Below are 15,658 nucleotides of genomic sequence, written 5' to 3' on the forward strand. Positions count from 1 at the left end.
TTTTGATCGTGTTTCGCTTTGCTATGAAAGCGACGCCAAACGGATTGTTACTCTGCTTGGTGGATACTCTCTTGAATCGTCAAACGTACTTCTGGGTAAAGCATTGAGTAGAGAAGCTTAGCGAATTGCTGAGTCTTTTCTAAATCACAGTTACCATCGTTATCCAGATATTGCTGCTGTTTCAGAGTTGCAAACATCGATGCAAACACGCCTTTATCGAAGAACTCTGGTGCATTGATGCCTTGTAGACGACCAAGTCGCTGTGCAATGTCTTGGCTCTTCTGTTCAAGATCGGATTTATCCAGGTCAGGATTCTCTGCCAACAGGTTTAGAGCAATCGAGTAGCGCTGTAGCGTCTCTGAAATCGTACGACCTAATAGCATCAGTGCTTGGCTGTTTGATTGGTTGATGGTGACTTCGTCATCAGAAATCACAAGCATACCTTGGTTAACCAGCTCTTCAATGATGTTAGAAACCACGCCTTCAAGCTTATCTTCTTCGTAGCTTAGGAATAGCTCTTTCTTCAAGAACGGGTAGATAGCAGCAACGTTCTCTTGAATCGCGTCAATCGATAAACCGCGCTGACGAATGGTCATCTGTGCAATTAACGATGGCAGAGCAAACAAGTGAATGATGTTGTTTCTGTAGTAGGTCATCAGAATTGACTGGTGACGGTCTAGTGAAATGATGTCGCCCATTGAGTCTGATTCAATCAAGAACTTGTTAAGTGATTCAGCATGTTTTACCAATTCTTCAGCGCTGTCTTTTGGCACTGTGAACGTTGCCGAATATGGAACGTTCTTAAGCAGAGACAGGTAGCAATTGATCTGAGAAACCAAAGAGTCACGAGACAATGCGCGCTGTCTTGAAGCCAATAGTGCCGTTGCACAAAGGGTCAGGGCATTGGTTGCTGCCGCATCGTTAATGTGCGTCATCATTTTGGTCGCTAAGTCATTAACCACTGGGTTCATCCATTGTGGCTTGCTGGTGCCCATTGGATCGATGTCTTTGGTCCACTCTGGTGAGTGCTCATTCAGGTATTGGTTCAGTTGAATCGGCTCACCGAAGTTCACGTAGCCTTTACCAAAGTTACGCAGCTTACGAATGGTACGAATCACCAAGCTCGCGTTTTCTTTCTCTTTACGCTTACCTCGAAGCTCTTTCGCGTAAGTCGCTACTTCCATAACGTGCTCGTAGCCAATGTACACAGGAACCAAAGTCACCGGACGGTTCATACCGCGCAGCATTGCTTGGATTGTCATCGCTAGCATGCCCGTTTTCGCTTGCAATAGACGACCTGTACGAGAACGACCACCTTCACTGAAGTACTCTACGGAGTAACCTTTAGCGAACAATTCCGCTAGGTATTCACGGAAAATCGTCGAGTACAGCTTGTTGCCTTTGAAGCTACGACGAATAAAGAACGCACCACCATGACGGAAAATAGGACCGGCAGGGAAGAAGTTCAGGTTGATACCCGCAGCGATGTGCGGAGGCACCATGCCTTCGTGGTAAAGCACATAAGAAAGCAGCAAGTAGTCCATGTGGCTACGGTGACAAGGCACGTAAACAATCTCGTGACCATCTTGAGCCAACTTACGAACCGTTGAAGCGTTGCTGATATGCAGGCCTTGGTACAGCTTATTCCATAGCCAACCGAGAATCTTCTCACCACGCTTGATCAGCGAATAAGAGAAGTTCGCAGCAATCTCGTCCATGATGTCTTGAGCTTCTTTGCTCGCTTTCTCGATCGAGATGTTCTTTGCTTGTGCTTCGTCTTCAATCGCTTTCTTGATCGCTTCTGATTTTAATAGGCGATCAAACAGAGCTTGGCGGCTTGGCAGGTTAGGACCTGATGCAGCAAGCTTTTGGCGAGAGAAGTGAATACGTGCCACGCGCGCCAATTTGTGCGCGATGGTGCTGTCGGTGCCGTGCGAGTTAGCCATGTAGCGTAGAGAAACCACTGGGCTGAAACGAACCAGACAGTCACGACCGGCTAGCAATACAGCTTTTGATTTCTCTAAGCCGTTCATTGCCTGTAGGTAAGGCTTCTGGTTATTCTCTTTACCAGGCTTACGTCCCCACAGCACTGTAGCAGGGATAACTTGAACATCGAGTTCAGAGTCGTCAGCGTGCAGTGAAAGCAATTCAGAGAACACTTCAATTGAAGAGCTTGGTACATAATCATCGTCTTGCAGCAGAGTTTTGCGAGAAGAGATGAAAACGTAGCGTTGCAGTGATTTGCCGTTGATTTCAAGCTTGCTCAACGGATCAGGTAGGCCTAATTCAAGTGCATGTTTTTGCAATGTAAGAATGTCTACGCTTGAGCGAAACGGTAAGGCGTATACAATCGGTTTGCTCAAATCAATGTTCAAATCCTCAACAGGGTTTGAAGGAATTGATGTGCCCTTTACCAATAGGGATAAAGGTAGCTTCATTAATGAACGTGAAAAAGATTGTCCAGAAGACATATAGGTTCACTGCCTCAATAGTTATTTCAATGTGCTGAAGCGTATCTCTATTTCTATGATAAAAAGGATAAATCCTATGAGTGAAATAGGGATAAGCCTAGGCGTAAATTTAATCGATGCAAGAATACCAGAAACTGGTCTAACCTTTTAATGGAAATAGTCATATTGCCGTTAAGTTTGTGGAAAATCATTCATCGACTGATTGAGTATAGGGTTAAAAATGACCAAAAAATCAAACACCGGATTCAAACGCATCATCAAAGCAGCAGGCTTTTCATGGCAAGGCATTACGAGTTCGTTTAAAAACGAGGCTGCATTTCGACAAGAAGTGTTCATGGCGGCGGTGCTTATTCCGTTGGCATTTTACTTAGATGTAAGCCAAGTTGAGCGAATCTTGATGATCTCATCGGTGGTGCTAGTGATGGTTGTTGAGCTAATCAATACCGCGATTGAAGCGGTAGTCGACCGAATCGGAAGTGAACATCATGAGCTTTCTGGGATGGCAAAAGATGTCGGTTCGGCGGCGGTTTTCATCTGTTTAGCACTAGCAGGTTATGTGTGGCTTGATATCTTGTTTTTGTAATTCGTTAAAAATGAACTAAAAACAACCAATTGCTTTGCTTTTGTTCAGTTACTGGATATACTCACAGTCAACTGTATAAAAAGACAGGTGAATCATGAAGCCGTTAACGCCCCGCCAGCAACAAGTCTTTGACCTTATTAAAGGTAAGATCGAAGATTCCGGTATGCCACCGACACGTGCAGAAATCGCGCGTGAACTAGGCTTCCGTTCTGCTAATGCTGCAGAAGAACATTTGAAAGCTCTTGCTCGTAAAGAAGCGATTGAGATTATCCCGGGTGCGTCTCGCGGTATTCGTATTTTGCTTGAAGATGCAGCAAACGAAGAGCAAGGTTTACCATTAATAGGTCAGGTTGCCGCAGGTGAGCCTATTCTGGCTCAAGAGCATGTAGAAATGCATTACCAAGTTGACCCAGGCATGTTTAAACCACAAGCTGACTTCTTACTTCGTGTGAATGGCGAAAGTATGAAAGACATCGGTATTATGGATGGTGATTTATTGGCTGTTCATAAAACTCAAGATGTTCGTGATGGTCAGGTTGTCGTGGCTCGTGTCGATGATGATGTAACGGTAAAGCGCCTAGAACGTAAAGGTTCAACGGTTCTGTTACATGCTGAAAATGAAGAATTTTCTCCAATCCATGTCGATCTTGAATCTCAACACTTGTCTATTGAAGGCCTTGCGGTTGGTATCATTCGTAACACCGACTGGATGTAGCCATTACAAATAGATTATTGATATTCATTCTCAATAACTTGTTATTGTAATTGATATTCATTATCATCTTCTTTGTCGAGATACAAGGAAGATGATGATGCCAAACCCAACCAAACCTCAAATGAAGCTGCTTGCTCGTAAGCCGCGCTCCTCTGTTCAAAAGGCTTCTTCTGAACAAGGGTCTGCACACCAAGAATTCCAAGTTCCGACCAATCTCGTTCAACATCTTTGGTTTCGTAGTCGTGAAAGCCTAGCCGATGACGGTCTCGTTTATGATCCTATCGCAGCTCAAGCCTGCAAGCGTTGCCAGCTCGCACCAGAATGTCTTACTGGTGAGCTCGATCAGCAACAACTTCTCTACGCAACACTGACTCAACTTTGTGACTCTCAAGTTCAACAATTTCTATCTCACAACCCAGATGCTTGGATCATCAATGTTGGGGCTGGGCTCGACACCCGTTTCTACCGTTTAGATAATGGCCGCTGTCATTGGGTTGAGCTCGATGTGACCGAGAATCTGCTTTGGCGACAACGTTTGTTCCACAAAAATGAACGCTATCGTTTGGAGTGTGGCTCTGTTGATGACTTAACTTGGTTAGATGAACTTAACATCCCAGAGCAAGCGTCGGTGATGGTGGTATGTGAACATGCTTTGCTGGATTGTAATGAACAACAGACGGCGAACTTTATTCAGTCTCTCAGCCGCTACTTTACTCATGCACATGCGTGTTTAGTATTAGCTGGAGATAAAAGCTCTAGCGCTCTTGGGCAAAAGCTCGGTTCTGGAAAGTATGCGCATGGCCTATCTTCTCCGGTAGACAGCGTTCTTAATTGGCTGCCATGGACGCAATGGGTAAAAGCGTTTTCTCCACTAGACCAGCAATGCAATCGTTGGAAATTGTGGCAGCGACTTCTTTGTAAGATCTCTCAGGTCAAAAAACGTTTAACGCCGCAGTTAGTACTCGTTAAGTGGTAAACCTAGTGGTTCTGTATTTCGAGTAATTGAGTACATAGCCGGTATAAGTAAAATTCCACAACATAGTGAAAGCCCACCCACTAGGTTAAACTATCGCCTCTAATCTAAGAGGTGATCGTGAAGCTATTTAATCCCCAAACTATTTTTCAAACTCTATCCAATCAGGCGATGCACAAAAAAGTGCTGTTGCTCGCGATCCCGATGGTTCTCTCTAATATTACTGTTCCACTGCTGGGCTTAGTCGATGCGGCGGTTATCGGTCACTTAGAGCATTCTTGGTATCTCGGTGGTGTGGCATTAGGTGGCACAATGATCAGCGTGACCTTTTGGCTGCTCGGTTTCTTACGCATGTCGACAACAGGGCTAGCCGCACAATCTTATGGTGCGAATGATGGAAAGCAACTTGGCTTAGTCTTCGTGCAAGGCGTGACCATGGCCTTAGGGTTTGCTGGTGTCTTCTTGCTTTTACACAGTCTAGTCGCCGATTTAGTTTTCTCATTGAGTAGCGCCAGTGAGCAAGTTAAGCACTATGGTCAGCAATATTTCTCAATTCGCGCTTGGAGTGCACCTGCTGCGCTCACTAACTTTGTGATTCTAGGTTGGCTACTTGGAACCCAAAATGCCAAAGCGCCAATGTGGATGGTGATCATCACCAATATCACCAATATCGTTTTGGATATCGTTTTTGTTATCGGTTTAGGGTGGCAAGTGGAAGGTGCAGCATTGGCGTCTGTAATGGCCGATTATGCCGGTCTAACATTTGGCTTGATTTGTGTTTATCGAATCTGGATTAAGAGACAACTGCCTTCGCCATGGGATTTGCTTAAGAAAACCAGTCAAGGCTTGAGTCGTTTCGTAAAATTGAATCGCGATATCTTTCTCCGTTCATTGTGCCTGCAAGCTACTTTCACTTTCATGACTTTCCAAGGAGCAAGCTTTGGCGATGATGTCGTGGCGGCTAATGCGGTATTGATGAGCTTTTTGATGATCATCTCTTATGGGATGGATGGCTTTGCTTACGCGATGGAAGCGATGGTCGGTAAGGCGATAGGAGCGAAAGATAAAGATGAGTTAAATCAGTCGTTGATTGGTACTTTCTTCTGGAGCTTTAATATTTGTTTGGTGTTGACCATAGTGTTCGCAATCGCTGGCTCTAGCTTGATTAATATGATCACGACAATCCCAGATGTAAAAAGCCAAGCTGAGGTGTACCTACCTTGGTTGATCGCAATGCCACTGGTTTCAATGTGGTGCTTCTTACTCGATGGTATTTTTGTTGGAGCAACTAAAGGCAAGGACATGCGTAATAGTATGTTTGTCGCGACCTGCAGCTTCTTTGCTATTTTCTTCCTAGCGTCCAGTTTAGAAAATCATTCTCTGTGGCTTGCGATGCTGAGTTTTATGGCAATGCGTGGTATTGGTCTTGGTGTGTTATTTGTTTCTCAGTGGAAGAAGGGCGAATTCCTCGCTTAGTTCTAACGGGTACAAATAGAAGATGTACAGACTAAATGGCATTTAGAACATCATGATCTAATTACTTTAGTTGCTATATTTTTCAATGGCTTAAATGAAAACAGCAAGCTCATGGCTTGCTGTCTATGTATTTAGCCTAAGGGTGGTCAAATACTCCTGTTAGTTCTTTATTTAGAACAAACGGTTAAGGCCGTTAAGAGCGGCAACACGATAAGCCTCTGCCATCGTTGGATAGTTAAAGGTGGTATTTACAAAGTACTCGATGGTATTTGCTTCACCTTTCTGCTCCATAATCGCTTGGCCGATATGGATGATTTCAGCGGCACGCTCACCAAACACGTGGATACCCAAAATCTCTTTGGTTTCACGGTGGAATAGGATCTTCAAGCTACCAATATCTTTACCGGCGATTTGAGCTCGAGCTAAGTGTTTGAATGAAGAACGTCCCACTTCGTACGGTACTTTAGCTGCGGTAAGCTCTTGCTCGGTTTTACCTACTGAGCTGATCTCAGGGATGGTGTAGATGCCGGTTGGAATGTCTTCAATTAGGTGACCTTCAGCTTCGCCTTTGACAATAGCTTGGGCAACAAATCGACCTTGGTCATAAGCCGCGCTCGCTAGGCTAGGGTAGCCAATCACATCACCGACAGCGTAAACATGGTCAATATTGGTTTGGTAATTAGTATTTACTGAGACTTGCCCACGCGAGTCCGCTTCTAAGCCAACAGCGCCAAGGTTCAGTTTATCGGTATTACCCGTTCGACCATTAGCATACAGCAGGCAATCAGCACGCATCTTTTTGCCAGATTCTAAGTGAATAATCACGCCATCATCAGTGCCTTCAATTTTCTCAAAGGTTTCATCGTTACGAATCACGACGCCACTGTTCCAGAAGTGATAAGAAAGTGCATCTGAGGTTTCATTGTCTAGAAATGACAACAGACGATCACGAGTATTGATAAGATCGGTTTTTACGCCTAAACCGCGGAAAATCGACGCGTATTCACAACCAATAACGCCAGCACCATAGATGATGATGTGTTGCGGGTCGTGTTTAAGAGAAAGAATCGAGTCGCTGTCGTAAATACGTTCATGCAGGAAATCGACATTATCTGGTTGGTAAGGACGAGAACCCGTAGCGATAACAAATTTGTCTGCACTGTAATGTTCTTCAGTGCCATCGCTTTGCATTACTGAGACAGTGTTGGTATCAATGAAGCGCGCCGTACCAAATACTAGTGTGCATTGGTTACGGTCGTAGAAGCCTTGGCGTAATCGAGTCTGCTTGTCGATTACGGATTTAGCATGACCCAAAATGTTGGAAAACGTTGAGTGAATGCTTTTGTTGTTCTGACAAAACAGTGGATTGTTGTTGAATTCGATAATACGGCTTACGGCATGACGCAGTGCTTTGGAAGGAATGGTTCCCCAGTGAGTACAACCACCACCAACACTGCTCTCTTTCTCAATGATTGCAACGTTCAACCCGGCTTTGGTTAATCCCATCGCTGCCCCTTCTCCTCCGGGGCCACTACCAATTACGATTACATCAAAGTGGTTGGAGTGCGGCATAGATATCTTCCTTGTTATATTTAATTAACATTGCTTTAGCGAGATTTTAACTGATTCTGTTCTTTGGTACATGAAAAGGGCATCAGAGAGTCGGTGGGATCACGCAGTGTTATCGAAAAAATAATATTTGGTATGTCGTATGTCTCCAAATGACAGTGTGGATATTGAAATTTTTTCTTTGAACGTATTTACTTCGGTACGTGAACAAAGAGGTATGTTTAGTGTCTTATATAACCAGAGTGCCTTATATAAATAAGTGATTCGCGTTATATTGAACAGAGTATTAGACATGCCTGTTTAGGCTGTAAAAGAAGAAATTGATAAAGTATGAAACCAATGGGCATTCGCGCACAGCAAAAAGAAAAAACTCGTCGCAGCTTAATCGATGCTGCATTTAGCCAACTCAGCGCTGATCGTAGTTTTTCCAATCTAAGCTTGAGAGAAGTCGCTCGTGAGGCTGGAATAGCACCGACTTCCTTTTATCGTCACTTCAAAGACATGGATGAGCTTGGCTTAACCATGGTTGATGAAGGTGGCTTACTGTTGCGCCAGTTAATGCGTCAAGCTAGGCAGCGCATAGTAAAAGAAGGCAGTGTGATTCGTACATCGGTTGAAACCTTTATGGAATTCATTGAAAGCAGCCCTAACGTATTCAGACTGTTATTGCGAGAGCGCTCAGGAACTTCATTTGAGTTTCGTGCAGCGGTAGCTCGTGAGATACAGCACTTCTCTGCTGAGTTAACCGAATATTTGATAACGACTGGCATGACAAGGGACGAAGCTTTCACTCAAGCTGAAGCCTCGGTCATCTTAGTCTTCAACTCAGGGGCAGAAGCATTAGATTTAGATCGACGTCAGCGAGATGAATTGGCTGAACGCTTGATCATGCAATTGCGAATGATGGCCAAAGGAGCTTTTTGGTATCGTAAAGAACGTGAACGTAACCGATTAAAAGGCGGGATTGAATAATGTCGAATGAAAATAATACTGTAAACCGTGGTTCTGAAAGAAAGACACTCGTACTTGCTGTTGTAGCCGGTGTGTGTGGTGATGCATTGTTATCTTGGGTAACAATGAGCGAAGTGGGCTTCTCTATTTTTCCGCTTATCGCTTTAGTTTTGGCTGTACAAGCGCTTTACCAAGAATACCTAACTAACCCAGTATCTGAAGATATTCCATTAGTAGGTTTAGCTTGTTTCTTCGTGGGTGCATTTGGTCACTCGGCTTTCGTGAAGGCACAACACCCTGATGCTGGCTCAAACTTCTTTGCGATTATTGTCGCGATGTTGCTTCTTGCATGGGTAGGTAAGAAACTCGGCTTTATCGGCAAAACGGCTTAAGCTGATTTAGAAATTAAAAAAACGAGCCAATGGGCTCGTTTTTTTGTATTTGCTGTTTGCCTTAGACCGAGAAAGCGAGACTTATGCTTTGCGCTCTAAGAATACACCCGCTTCCATGTGGTGGGTGTAAGGGAACTGGTCAAACAGAGCAAAACGAGTGATATTGTGTGTTTCGCTTAGGATCTCTAGGTTCTCTTTCAACGTTTCAGGGTTACAAGAGATGTACATGATACGCTCGTAGCCTTGAACCATCTTACAAGTATCTACATCCATACCTGAACGCGGTGGATCAACAAAGATAGTGTTGCAGTTGTAGCTCTTAAGATCGATGTTCGCTTGCTGTAGACGACGGAATTCACGCTTGCCTTCCATTGCTACGGTAAAGTCTTCCGCAGACATACGAATAATCTGAACATTATCAATCTTGTTCGCTGCAATGTTGTATTGCGCAGATTCCACTGATGGCTTCGCCAGTTCTGTTGCCAGTACACGCTCGAAGTTTTGTGCCAGCGCTAATGAGAAGTTACCGTTACCACAGTAAAGCTCAAGCAAGTCGCCTTTGCTGTCTTGAGTACAGTCGACAGCCCATTCCAACATTTTCTCTGCTACTTTTCCGTTTGGTTGAGTAAAGCTGTTCTCTACTTGTTGGTAGATGTAGCTATCGCCATTCACGTCAAGCTTTTCAATAACGTAGTCACGGTCCAGTACGATTTTCATCTTACGCGCACGACCAATCAGGTTTAGGTTAAAACCTTCATCGTTTAATTGCTGCTTAAGTACTTTAGCATCTTGAATCCACTGTTCGCTTAATTGACGGTGGTAAAGTAGTGACACCAAAATCTCGCCGCTTAATGTAGAAAGGAAATCTACTTGGAATAGTTTGTGGCGTAGAGAGTGGTTGTCCTTCATTGCATCCGCTAATAGAGGCATCAAGTCATTGATTAGACGGCTAGCAGCAGGGAACTGGTCTACGCGATATTTTTCTTTAGTCTCTTGGTTGAACATGACGTAATACATATCGTCACCTTCATGCCACACACGGAACTCAGCACGCATGCGGTAGTGTTGTTCTGGAGATTCATACACTTCCAGCTCAGGCACATTATATTCTGAGAACATTTCAGTAAGACGCTCAGTCTTTTCTGCCAGTTGTTCTTGGTAGCGTTGCGGGTTTACATCTAAATTCGCCATTGTTATGCCTTTTGCTGTCGTGCTTTTAAATCAAGAGCGCAGATTTTATTCAATCACAGGCGCTTGTCCAGTGTTGAGAGCCAATCAGTGTAAATAGGCCATGAAAACTATAGCTTATAACTATCTTAGACTAGACAAATGATTCAGAGGTCAATACTATCTTCGGCAAGCTGGTGCCATTTAGATGTATAGATGGCTGAAGAGGGAATCTGGTGCGAACCCAGAACTGACGCGCAGCGGTATAAGAGAACGAGTATTCATAAGACACTGCAAATAGCTTTTTGTGGGAAGTCGAATACAAGGTAACCATAAGGTTGTGCTCTTGAGTCCGAATACCTGCCAGCGGCCAAGCCATAAGATGTGGTTTGGTAGGACTTTACGCGATTTAGGATCACAACATGAACAAATCCCTTTTAGCGGTTGCTGTAGCATCGCTGCTTTCACCTATCTCCAATTTACACGCCCAACAAGCTTCTGCCGACGAAACCATGGTGGTTACGGCTAACCGTTTTGAGCAAAGCACCGAAAGTGTTGTCGCTCAAGTTGAGGTTGTGACACGTCAAGATATAGCTCGTATTCAAGCTAAGTCACTAACTGATGTATTCAAACGATTAACGGGCATTCAAGTTACACAGAATGGTGGTAGAGGCCAGCAAGCTTCGATCTTTGTTCGAGGTGCTAACTCTGATCAGGTTCTTGTGTTAATTGACGGCATTCGTTTTGCTCGCGCTGCAAAAGGTGGTGTCGATTTCAGCCAGCTGCCAATCACATTTGTTGAACGAGTCGAGTATGTACGAGGCGCTCGTGCTGCTATGTATGGTTCAGAAGCTATTGGTGGTGTGATTAATATCATTACAGTTGCCAGTTCTGACAATGAAGAAACGGTAGTGAGTGCGGGATTAGGCAGCCGTGATTATGAAGAGTTAAGTTTTGTTAGTGGTACCAAAGTTGGCGAAAATGGTCATTTGAATGTATCGGTTGGTTACGATTCTGATGAAGGCTATAACGTTCACCCCATGCCCGGAGTAAACGATGGCGACCGTCATGGGTTTGAATCACGTAATGCTTTGATTGGGTACGTACATAACTTCGACCAACAGTGGAGTGGCTTTGCGAACTTCCGCATGTTTGAAACCATTTCTCAATATGATGGTTCGTATGTTGATTTTAATACCGGTAACCCAGTCCATTCTTACAAAGAAGCTGAAGTTCAAAATTCTACCTTTGCTACTGGTGTTAAATATAGTGGCAGTGAACTTAAGTCTGATTTCCTAGTTAACTATCAGAATCAAGATAACTGGAACTACGAACAGTCTTTAGGCAAGAACTCGGCGTCAGCAACATCTGATGAACTTGAACAGTTAAATGTTCAATGGGTTAATTCATACAAACTAACTTCGGCACTGACTCTTAGTGGCGGTGTAGATTGGCGTGATGAGGCTTATATTGTTAAGCCTTCGAATACTGAATACGACAGAACGAATGTTGCGTACTTCGCTGCATTAAATGCAGATGCGGATAAAGTGTTTGGCGAGCTGAGCGTCCGTGTGGATGACAATGAACAGTTTGGTACCGAAACCACTTACAACACAGGGTTAGGCTATCGTTATGCTGAGTGGCTTGTCGTGAAAGCAGCTTATGGCACATCCTTCAAGGCACCTAACTTATATCAACTATACAGCTACTACGGTAATGCACAGTTAGAAGCTGAAAAGGCAGATTCATTCGAGCTGACTTTTGGTGGCTTAATCAAGGATGTTGATTGGTCGATTACTGGCTATGACACGAACGTCGAAGACTTAATTGATTACAACTACGCGACAAGCAAGTACTACAATACCGATGGCGAAAGCCAACTACGTGGTGTGGAAATGGTCGTTGGATTTGATACTAGCTTTATTAATCATCAAGTGAGCGCTAACTTTCAAGACCCAGAAGATCAATCTGGTGATCAATTGATACGCAGAGCTAAGAAGATTTACAAGTATAATGCAGTGGCTAGTTTCGATGAGGTTGATGTTTCGCTAGGCTACCAATATGTAGGTGAGAGACCGGACTTCTCTGAAGATCTTGCAGCGTATAGTCTGTTTGATGTTTCGGTGAATTACTATGCGAATGAAAACCTTACTTTAAATGGTCGAGTGGATAACTTAACTGACGAAGAGTACGAGACTGCTGGTGGATACCCATCACCAGAGCGTACATATTACGTAAATGCTACTTACCAATTCTAATTTACACCTAAACCGCCTTCGGGCGGTTTTTCTTATTGGGTATATCAATGAAAAAGAAAGTCGTCATAAGCTGGTCATCAGGTAAAGACTCTACCTTAACCCTAGAGCGTTTGCTTGAGAGTGCTGAGTATGAAGTTGTTGCTCTTTATACTACCTATGTTGGAGATGAAGTCCCTTTCCAGGTAACTCCTATTGATGTCGTTGCCATGCAGGCACAATTAATCGGTTTGCCACTCATCACCATAGAGCTTCCTGAAGTGTTCCCGAGCAATGAGATTTACCAAAGTACGATTGTCTCAGCATTGGAAGGGTCTTGCTTATCAATTGATGCGGTCGCATTTGGCGATATGTTTTGCAATGGCATTGCCGACTATAGAAAAAGCTATATAGAACCGGCTGGCTGGGAGTGTGTGTTTCCACTAATGGGAGAGAGTAGCCAGGCTCTTGCTAGTGAGATAATAAACAGAGGAATCGAAACCTTACTCGTCACAGTTGATAGAGATGCACTAGATATGAGCTATTGCGGGAAAGAATACACGCCTGAACTAATAGACAGTTTGCCAAGTCACGTCGACCCATGTGGAGAAGATGGTGAGTTCCATACACTGGTGACGTCAGCACCGTGTTTTAAAGGAAAGCTCAAGATAGAGTTAGAAAATGTAGAGCAAGGTGAGCGTTTTGTTCATCAACGCTATCAGGCTTGCATTATATAGAGTGAGGATTGGCGAAAACTAAGCGAAGGAGTATCATTGCAGCGAAACTTATTATAGGTAATCGTTGTGTCGGATAGTCTACAAAAAAACATATTGGTCTTTGATTCTGGAGTTGGCGGTCTGTCTGTATATAAAGAGATAAGCCAGTTACTACCAAATCACAACTATATCTATGTATTCGATAACGAGGCTTACCCATATGGTGAGCTCGACCAGCAAGTCCTCATTCAGCGAGTCCAAAATATCGTCGCCAGTTTTGTGGCGAGTCACGCTATTGATATTGTGGTGATAGCTTGTAATACGGCCAGTACGATAGTCCTGCCTACACTTCGCGCTAATAACCTTATCCCTATTGTCGGTGTTGTCCCGGCAATCAAACCTGCCTCGTTACTGGCTAATAAAGCGGTTGGACTTATTGCAACTCCTGCGACGATTACTCGTGAATACACACACGAGCTCATCAAAAACTTCTCGAGTAATAAAAGAGTAGAGCTGTTGGGTTCAACTCGGCTGGTGGATATGGCCGAAGATAAACTCAGAGGTGAGGAGATTAGTCTTGAAGAGTTACAGCAAATCCTTCAACCGATGATCAACACAATTGATGTGGCCGTATTAGGGTGTACCCATTTCCCACTGATCAAATCAGAGATTCAACAAGTATTAGGTGAAAGTGTAGTGCTGATAGATTCTGGTAAAGCGATAGCTAAGCGGGTTCAAGATTTGTTAGGTTTGGAAAGCATTAATAAAGAAGGGGGAGTGCGTGAGGTTTTTTGTAGTGCACTTCCTAAAAAAGAAAGTGCACTAAATAGTATGTTAAAGCAGTTAGGGTTTAACTCAGTTCAGATTCGTCCGCTTCAGGATGTTTAGGATCATTTGCAACACGTACTTTTAAAGTGCGTTGCATGTAATCTTTATCGTTAAGTGCAGAGATTGCATGATTCACATCATTACTTGCCATAACAACAAATCCAAAGCCTCTTCTTTTACCAGTACGTTTGTCTTTCATTAAACGTACTGCAAATACTTCACCATGCTCTGAGAATAATTCACGTACATGTGATTCGTTCGCTTTATATGGAAGGTTACCCACATAAAGTGTTTTGGTTGAAGCCTTAGGTTCTGAATCTGATTTTCTCTCGGTGCTTGAAAAGTTAACAACAAAAGCGGAAGCCAAGACACCAAGGATAAAGGTAATTGCAGGCGATATATCTACCTGAGAGAAAACAATGCCGCCTAATACAGCCAGTGCGACAATTAACAACATCGATTTTTTTGAGTTCATATCGGAATACTACATATTAATAAACGAAATAGACGCATCTACCATTAACAAAATAGACACATGAATCTTACGTTCATGGCTTCCATTTTTCCAATGTATTGCTGTGATACGTCTCAAATGTTTAGTTTTTATTCGAAAAATGCGGATCTGGTGGCTTTTTAGGCGAACAAAACTTTTATTTCAAAAAGCCCTTGTGCTCCATCTCAATCTCTCTATAATGCCGCCTCACCGACACGGAGTGAGACGAAAGTCACACAGCGAAATCGGTAGAGAAAAAGAGTTTGAAAATAACCCTTGACTCTCAAAGTGGTGCAGGTATAGTACGCACCCCTAGCGACTGAGATGTGAATCACAAAACGCTAGCGCTCTTTAACAATTTAAACCTATCAATCTGTGTGGGCACTCGTTGATGAATATCAAAACGTTATTACTTAGGTAATAGCAGTTACTTCGGTAACAAAATTGATTTCAATGAACTGAGTGACCAATACAAATAACTACTTTCTCTTGTAGAAAGAAGGTATTTGGCACAGTCAATTCATTATCATTCTGTTGGAATGGTAATAGCTTTAAAATTACATAGTAGTTTTGAAGTCAGTATTCGTTGAGTCACAAAATCTTAAATTGAAGAGTTTGATCATGGCTCAGATTGAACGCTGGCGGCAGGCCTAACACATGCAAGTCGAGCGGAAACGACACTAACAATCCTTCGGGTGCGTTAATGGGCGTCGAGCGGCGGACGGGTGAGTAATGCCTAGGAAATTGCCTTGATGTGGGGGATAACCATTGGAAACGATGGCTAATACCGCATAATGCCTACGGGCCAAAGAGGGGGACCTTCGGGCCTCTCGCGTCAAGATATGCCTAGGTGGGATTAGCTAGTTGGTGAGGTAATGGCTCACCAAGGCGACGATCCCTAGCTGGTCTGAGAGGATGATCAGCCACACTGGAACTGAGACACGGTCCAGACTCCTACGGGAGGCAGCAGTGGGGAATATTGCACAATGGGCGAAAGCCTGATGCAGCCATGCCGCGTGTATGAAGAAGGCCTTCGGGTTGTAAAGTACTTTCAGTTGTGAGGAAGGGGGTAGCGTTAATAGCGCTATCT

At 43.7% G+C, this 15,658-nt stretch carries 13 protein-coding genes, 1 rRNA gene and 1 riboswitch; of the genes, 10 read left to right on the forward strand and 4 right to left on the reverse strand.

What is annotated here, in order from left to right:
• Positions 1–47: 47 nt before the first annotated feature.
• Positions 48–2,471, reverse strand: coding sequence for a glycerol-3-phosphate 1-O-acyltransferase PlsB (gene plsB / locus CWO13_RS22580; RefSeq protein WP_102319725.1), 2,424 nt, complete (start codon positions 2,469–2,471; stop codon positions 48–50).
• Between the two features lie 220 nt (positions 2,472–2,691).
• Here plsB and CWO13_RS22585 point away from each other — a divergent pair, with 220 nt between their 5' ends.
• The 4 genes from CWO13_RS22585 to dinF all read left to right on the forward strand — a co-directional run bounded on the left by CWO13_RS22585 (position 2,692) and on the right by dinF (position 6,218).
• On the forward strand, positions 2,692–3,054 hold the full coding sequence (locus CWO13_RS22585; RefSeq protein WP_102319726.1) for a diacylglycerol kinase: 363 nt from the start codon (positions 2,692–2,694) through the stop codon (positions 3,052–3,054).
• A 94-nt stretch (positions 3,055–3,148) separates the two neighbouring features.
• Complete coding sequence (gene lexA, locus CWO13_RS22595) at positions 3,149–3,769, forward strand: transcriptional repressor LexA (RefSeq protein WP_019820514.1); 621 nt, start codon at positions 3,149–3,151, stop codon at positions 3,767–3,769.
• A gap of 97 nt (positions 3,770–3,866) precedes the next feature.
• Positions 3,867–4,745 carry a class I SAM-dependent methyltransferase gene (locus tag CWO13_RS22600; RefSeq protein ID WP_107899491.1) on the forward strand — a complete coding sequence of 293 codons (879 nt, stop codon included), beginning with the start codon at positions 3,867–3,869 and terminating at the stop codon, positions 4,743–4,745.
• Between the two features lie 117 nt (positions 4,746–4,862).
• The gene (dinF, locus tag CWO13_RS22605; RefSeq protein WP_170960930.1) at positions 4,863–6,218 is read left to right on the forward strand and encodes an MATE family efflux transporter DinF; all 1,356 of its coding nucleotides are present in this window, start codon (positions 4,863–4,865) and stop codon (positions 6,216–6,218) included.
• A gap of 171 nt (positions 6,219–6,389) precedes the next feature.
• Here the strand turns inward: dinF and sthA are convergent, their stop codons facing one another.
• Complete coding sequence (gene sthA, locus CWO13_RS22610; RefSeq protein ID WP_102431404.1) at positions 6,390–7,790, reverse strand: Si-specific NAD(P)(+) transhydrogenase; 1,401 nt, start codon at positions 7,788–7,790, stop codon at positions 6,390–6,392.
• A 327-nt stretch (positions 7,791–8,117) separates the two neighbouring features.
• Between sthA and fabR the strand changes: the two genes are divergently transcribed.
• Together fabR and CWO13_RS22625 are read left to right on the forward strand one after the other, a co-directional pair.
• Positions 8,118–8,759 carry an HTH-type transcriptional repressor FabR gene (fabR, locus tag CWO13_RS22620; protein WP_010438693.1) on the forward strand — a complete coding sequence of 214 codons (642 nt, stop codon included), beginning with the start codon at positions 8,118–8,120 and terminating at the stop codon, positions 8,757–8,759.
• Positions 8,759–9,130 (forward strand): YijD family membrane protein, encoded by a 372-nt coding sequence (locus tag CWO13_RS22625; protein WP_004736696.1) that lies wholly within the window; start codon positions 8,759–8,761, stop codon positions 9,128–9,130. The genes fabR and CWO13_RS22625 overlap by 1 nt, the downstream gene beginning before the upstream one ends.
• Positions 9,131–9,211: 81 nt before the next feature.
• On the opposite strand, the gene trmA is transcribed toward CWO13_RS22625, so the two are convergent.
• Positions 9,212–10,321, reverse strand: coding sequence for a tRNA (uridine(54)-C5)-methyltransferase TrmA (trmA, locus tag CWO13_RS22630; protein ID WP_108083488.1), 1,110 nt, complete (start codon positions 10,319–10,321; stop codon positions 9,212–9,214).
• A gap of 154 nt (positions 10,322–10,475) precedes the next feature.
• Positions 10,476–10,679: riboswitch (cobalamin riboswitch) on the forward strand.
• 40 nt (positions 10,680–10,719) lie between these two features.
• Between trmA and btuB the strand changes: the two genes are divergently transcribed.
• The 3 genes from btuB to murI are packed head-to-tail and all read left to right on the forward strand — an operon-like array spanning position 10,720 to position 14,135.
• Positions 10,720–12,555 carry a TonB-dependent vitamin B12 receptor gene (btuB, locus tag CWO13_RS22635; protein WP_108083489.1) on the forward strand — a complete coding sequence of 612 codons (1,836 nt, stop codon included), beginning with the start codon at positions 10,720–10,722 and terminating at the stop codon, positions 12,553–12,555.
• 47 nt (positions 12,556–12,602) lie between these two features.
• Positions 12,603–13,268, forward strand: coding sequence for an ATPase (locus tag CWO13_RS22640; RefSeq protein ID WP_048662903.1), 666 nt, complete (start codon positions 12,603–12,605; stop codon positions 13,266–13,268).
• A 60-nt stretch (positions 13,269–13,328) separates the two neighbouring features.
• The gene (gene murI, locus CWO13_RS22645) at positions 13,329–14,135 is read left to right on the forward strand and encodes a glutamate racemase (RefSeq protein WP_048658867.1); all 807 of its coding nucleotides are present in this window, start codon (positions 13,329–13,331) and stop codon (positions 14,133–14,135) included.
• Here the strand turns inward: murI and CWO13_RS22650 are convergent.
• Positions 14,098–14,550, reverse strand: coding sequence for an RNA recognition motif domain-containing protein (locus tag CWO13_RS22650; RefSeq protein WP_108083490.1), 453 nt, complete (start codon positions 14,548–14,550; stop codon positions 14,098–14,100). The genes murI and CWO13_RS22650 overlap by 38 nt on opposite strands.
• Positions 14,551–15,171: 621 nt before the next feature.
• Here CWO13_RS22650 and CWO13_RS22655 point away from each other — a divergent pair.
• Positions 15,172–15,658 (forward strand): 16S ribosomal RNA (locus CWO13_RS22655); the annotation flags it as partial.

It is taken from the genome of Vibrio sp. ZF 223 (assembly GCF_003050585.1).
In the GTDB taxonomy this organism is placed as follows: Bacteria; Pseudomonadota; Gammaproteobacteria; order Enterobacterales; family Vibrionaceae; genus Vibrio; species Vibrio crassostreae.

Coding starts and splice junctions, on each gene's coding strand:
- fabR (WP_010438693.1), top strand. CDS start 8,118: ATGAAACCAATGGGCATTCGCGCACAGCAAAAAGAAAAAACTCGTCGC.
- CWO13_RS22600 (WP_107899491.1), top strand. CDS start 3,867: ATGCCAAACCCAACCAAACCTCAAATGAAGCTGCTTGCTCGTAAGCCG.
- trmA (WP_108083488.1), bottom strand. CDS start 10,321: ATGGCGAATTTAGATGTAAACCCGCAACGCTACCAAGAACAACTGGCA.
- CWO13_RS22585 (WP_102319726.1), top strand. CDS start 2,692: ATGACCAAAAAATCAAACACCGGATTCAAACGCATCATCAAAGCAGCA.
- CWO13_RS22650 (WP_108083490.1), bottom strand. CDS start 14,550: ATGAACTCAAAAAAATCGATGTTGTTAATTGTCGCACTGGCTGTATTA.
- plsB (WP_102319725.1), bottom strand. CDS start 2,471: ATGTCTTCTGGACAATCTTTTTCACGTTCATTAATGAAGCTACCTTTA.
- btuB (WP_108083489.1), top strand. CDS start 10,720: ATGAACAAATCCCTTTTAGCGGTTGCTGTAGCATCGCTGCTTTCACCT.
- lexA (WP_019820514.1), top strand. CDS start 3,149: ATGAAGCCGTTAACGCCCCGCCAGCAACAAGTCTTTGACCTTATTAAA.
- CWO13_RS22640 (WP_048662903.1), top strand. CDS start 12,603: ATGAAAAAGAAAGTCGTCATAAGCTGGTCATCAGGTAAAGACTCTACC.
- sthA (WP_102431404.1), bottom strand. CDS start 7,790: ATGCCGCACTCCAACCACTTTGATGTAATCGTAATTGGTAGTGGCCCC.
- CWO13_RS22625 (WP_004736696.1), top strand. CDS start 8,759: ATGTCGAATGAAAATAATACTGTAAACCGTGGTTCTGAAAGAAAGACA.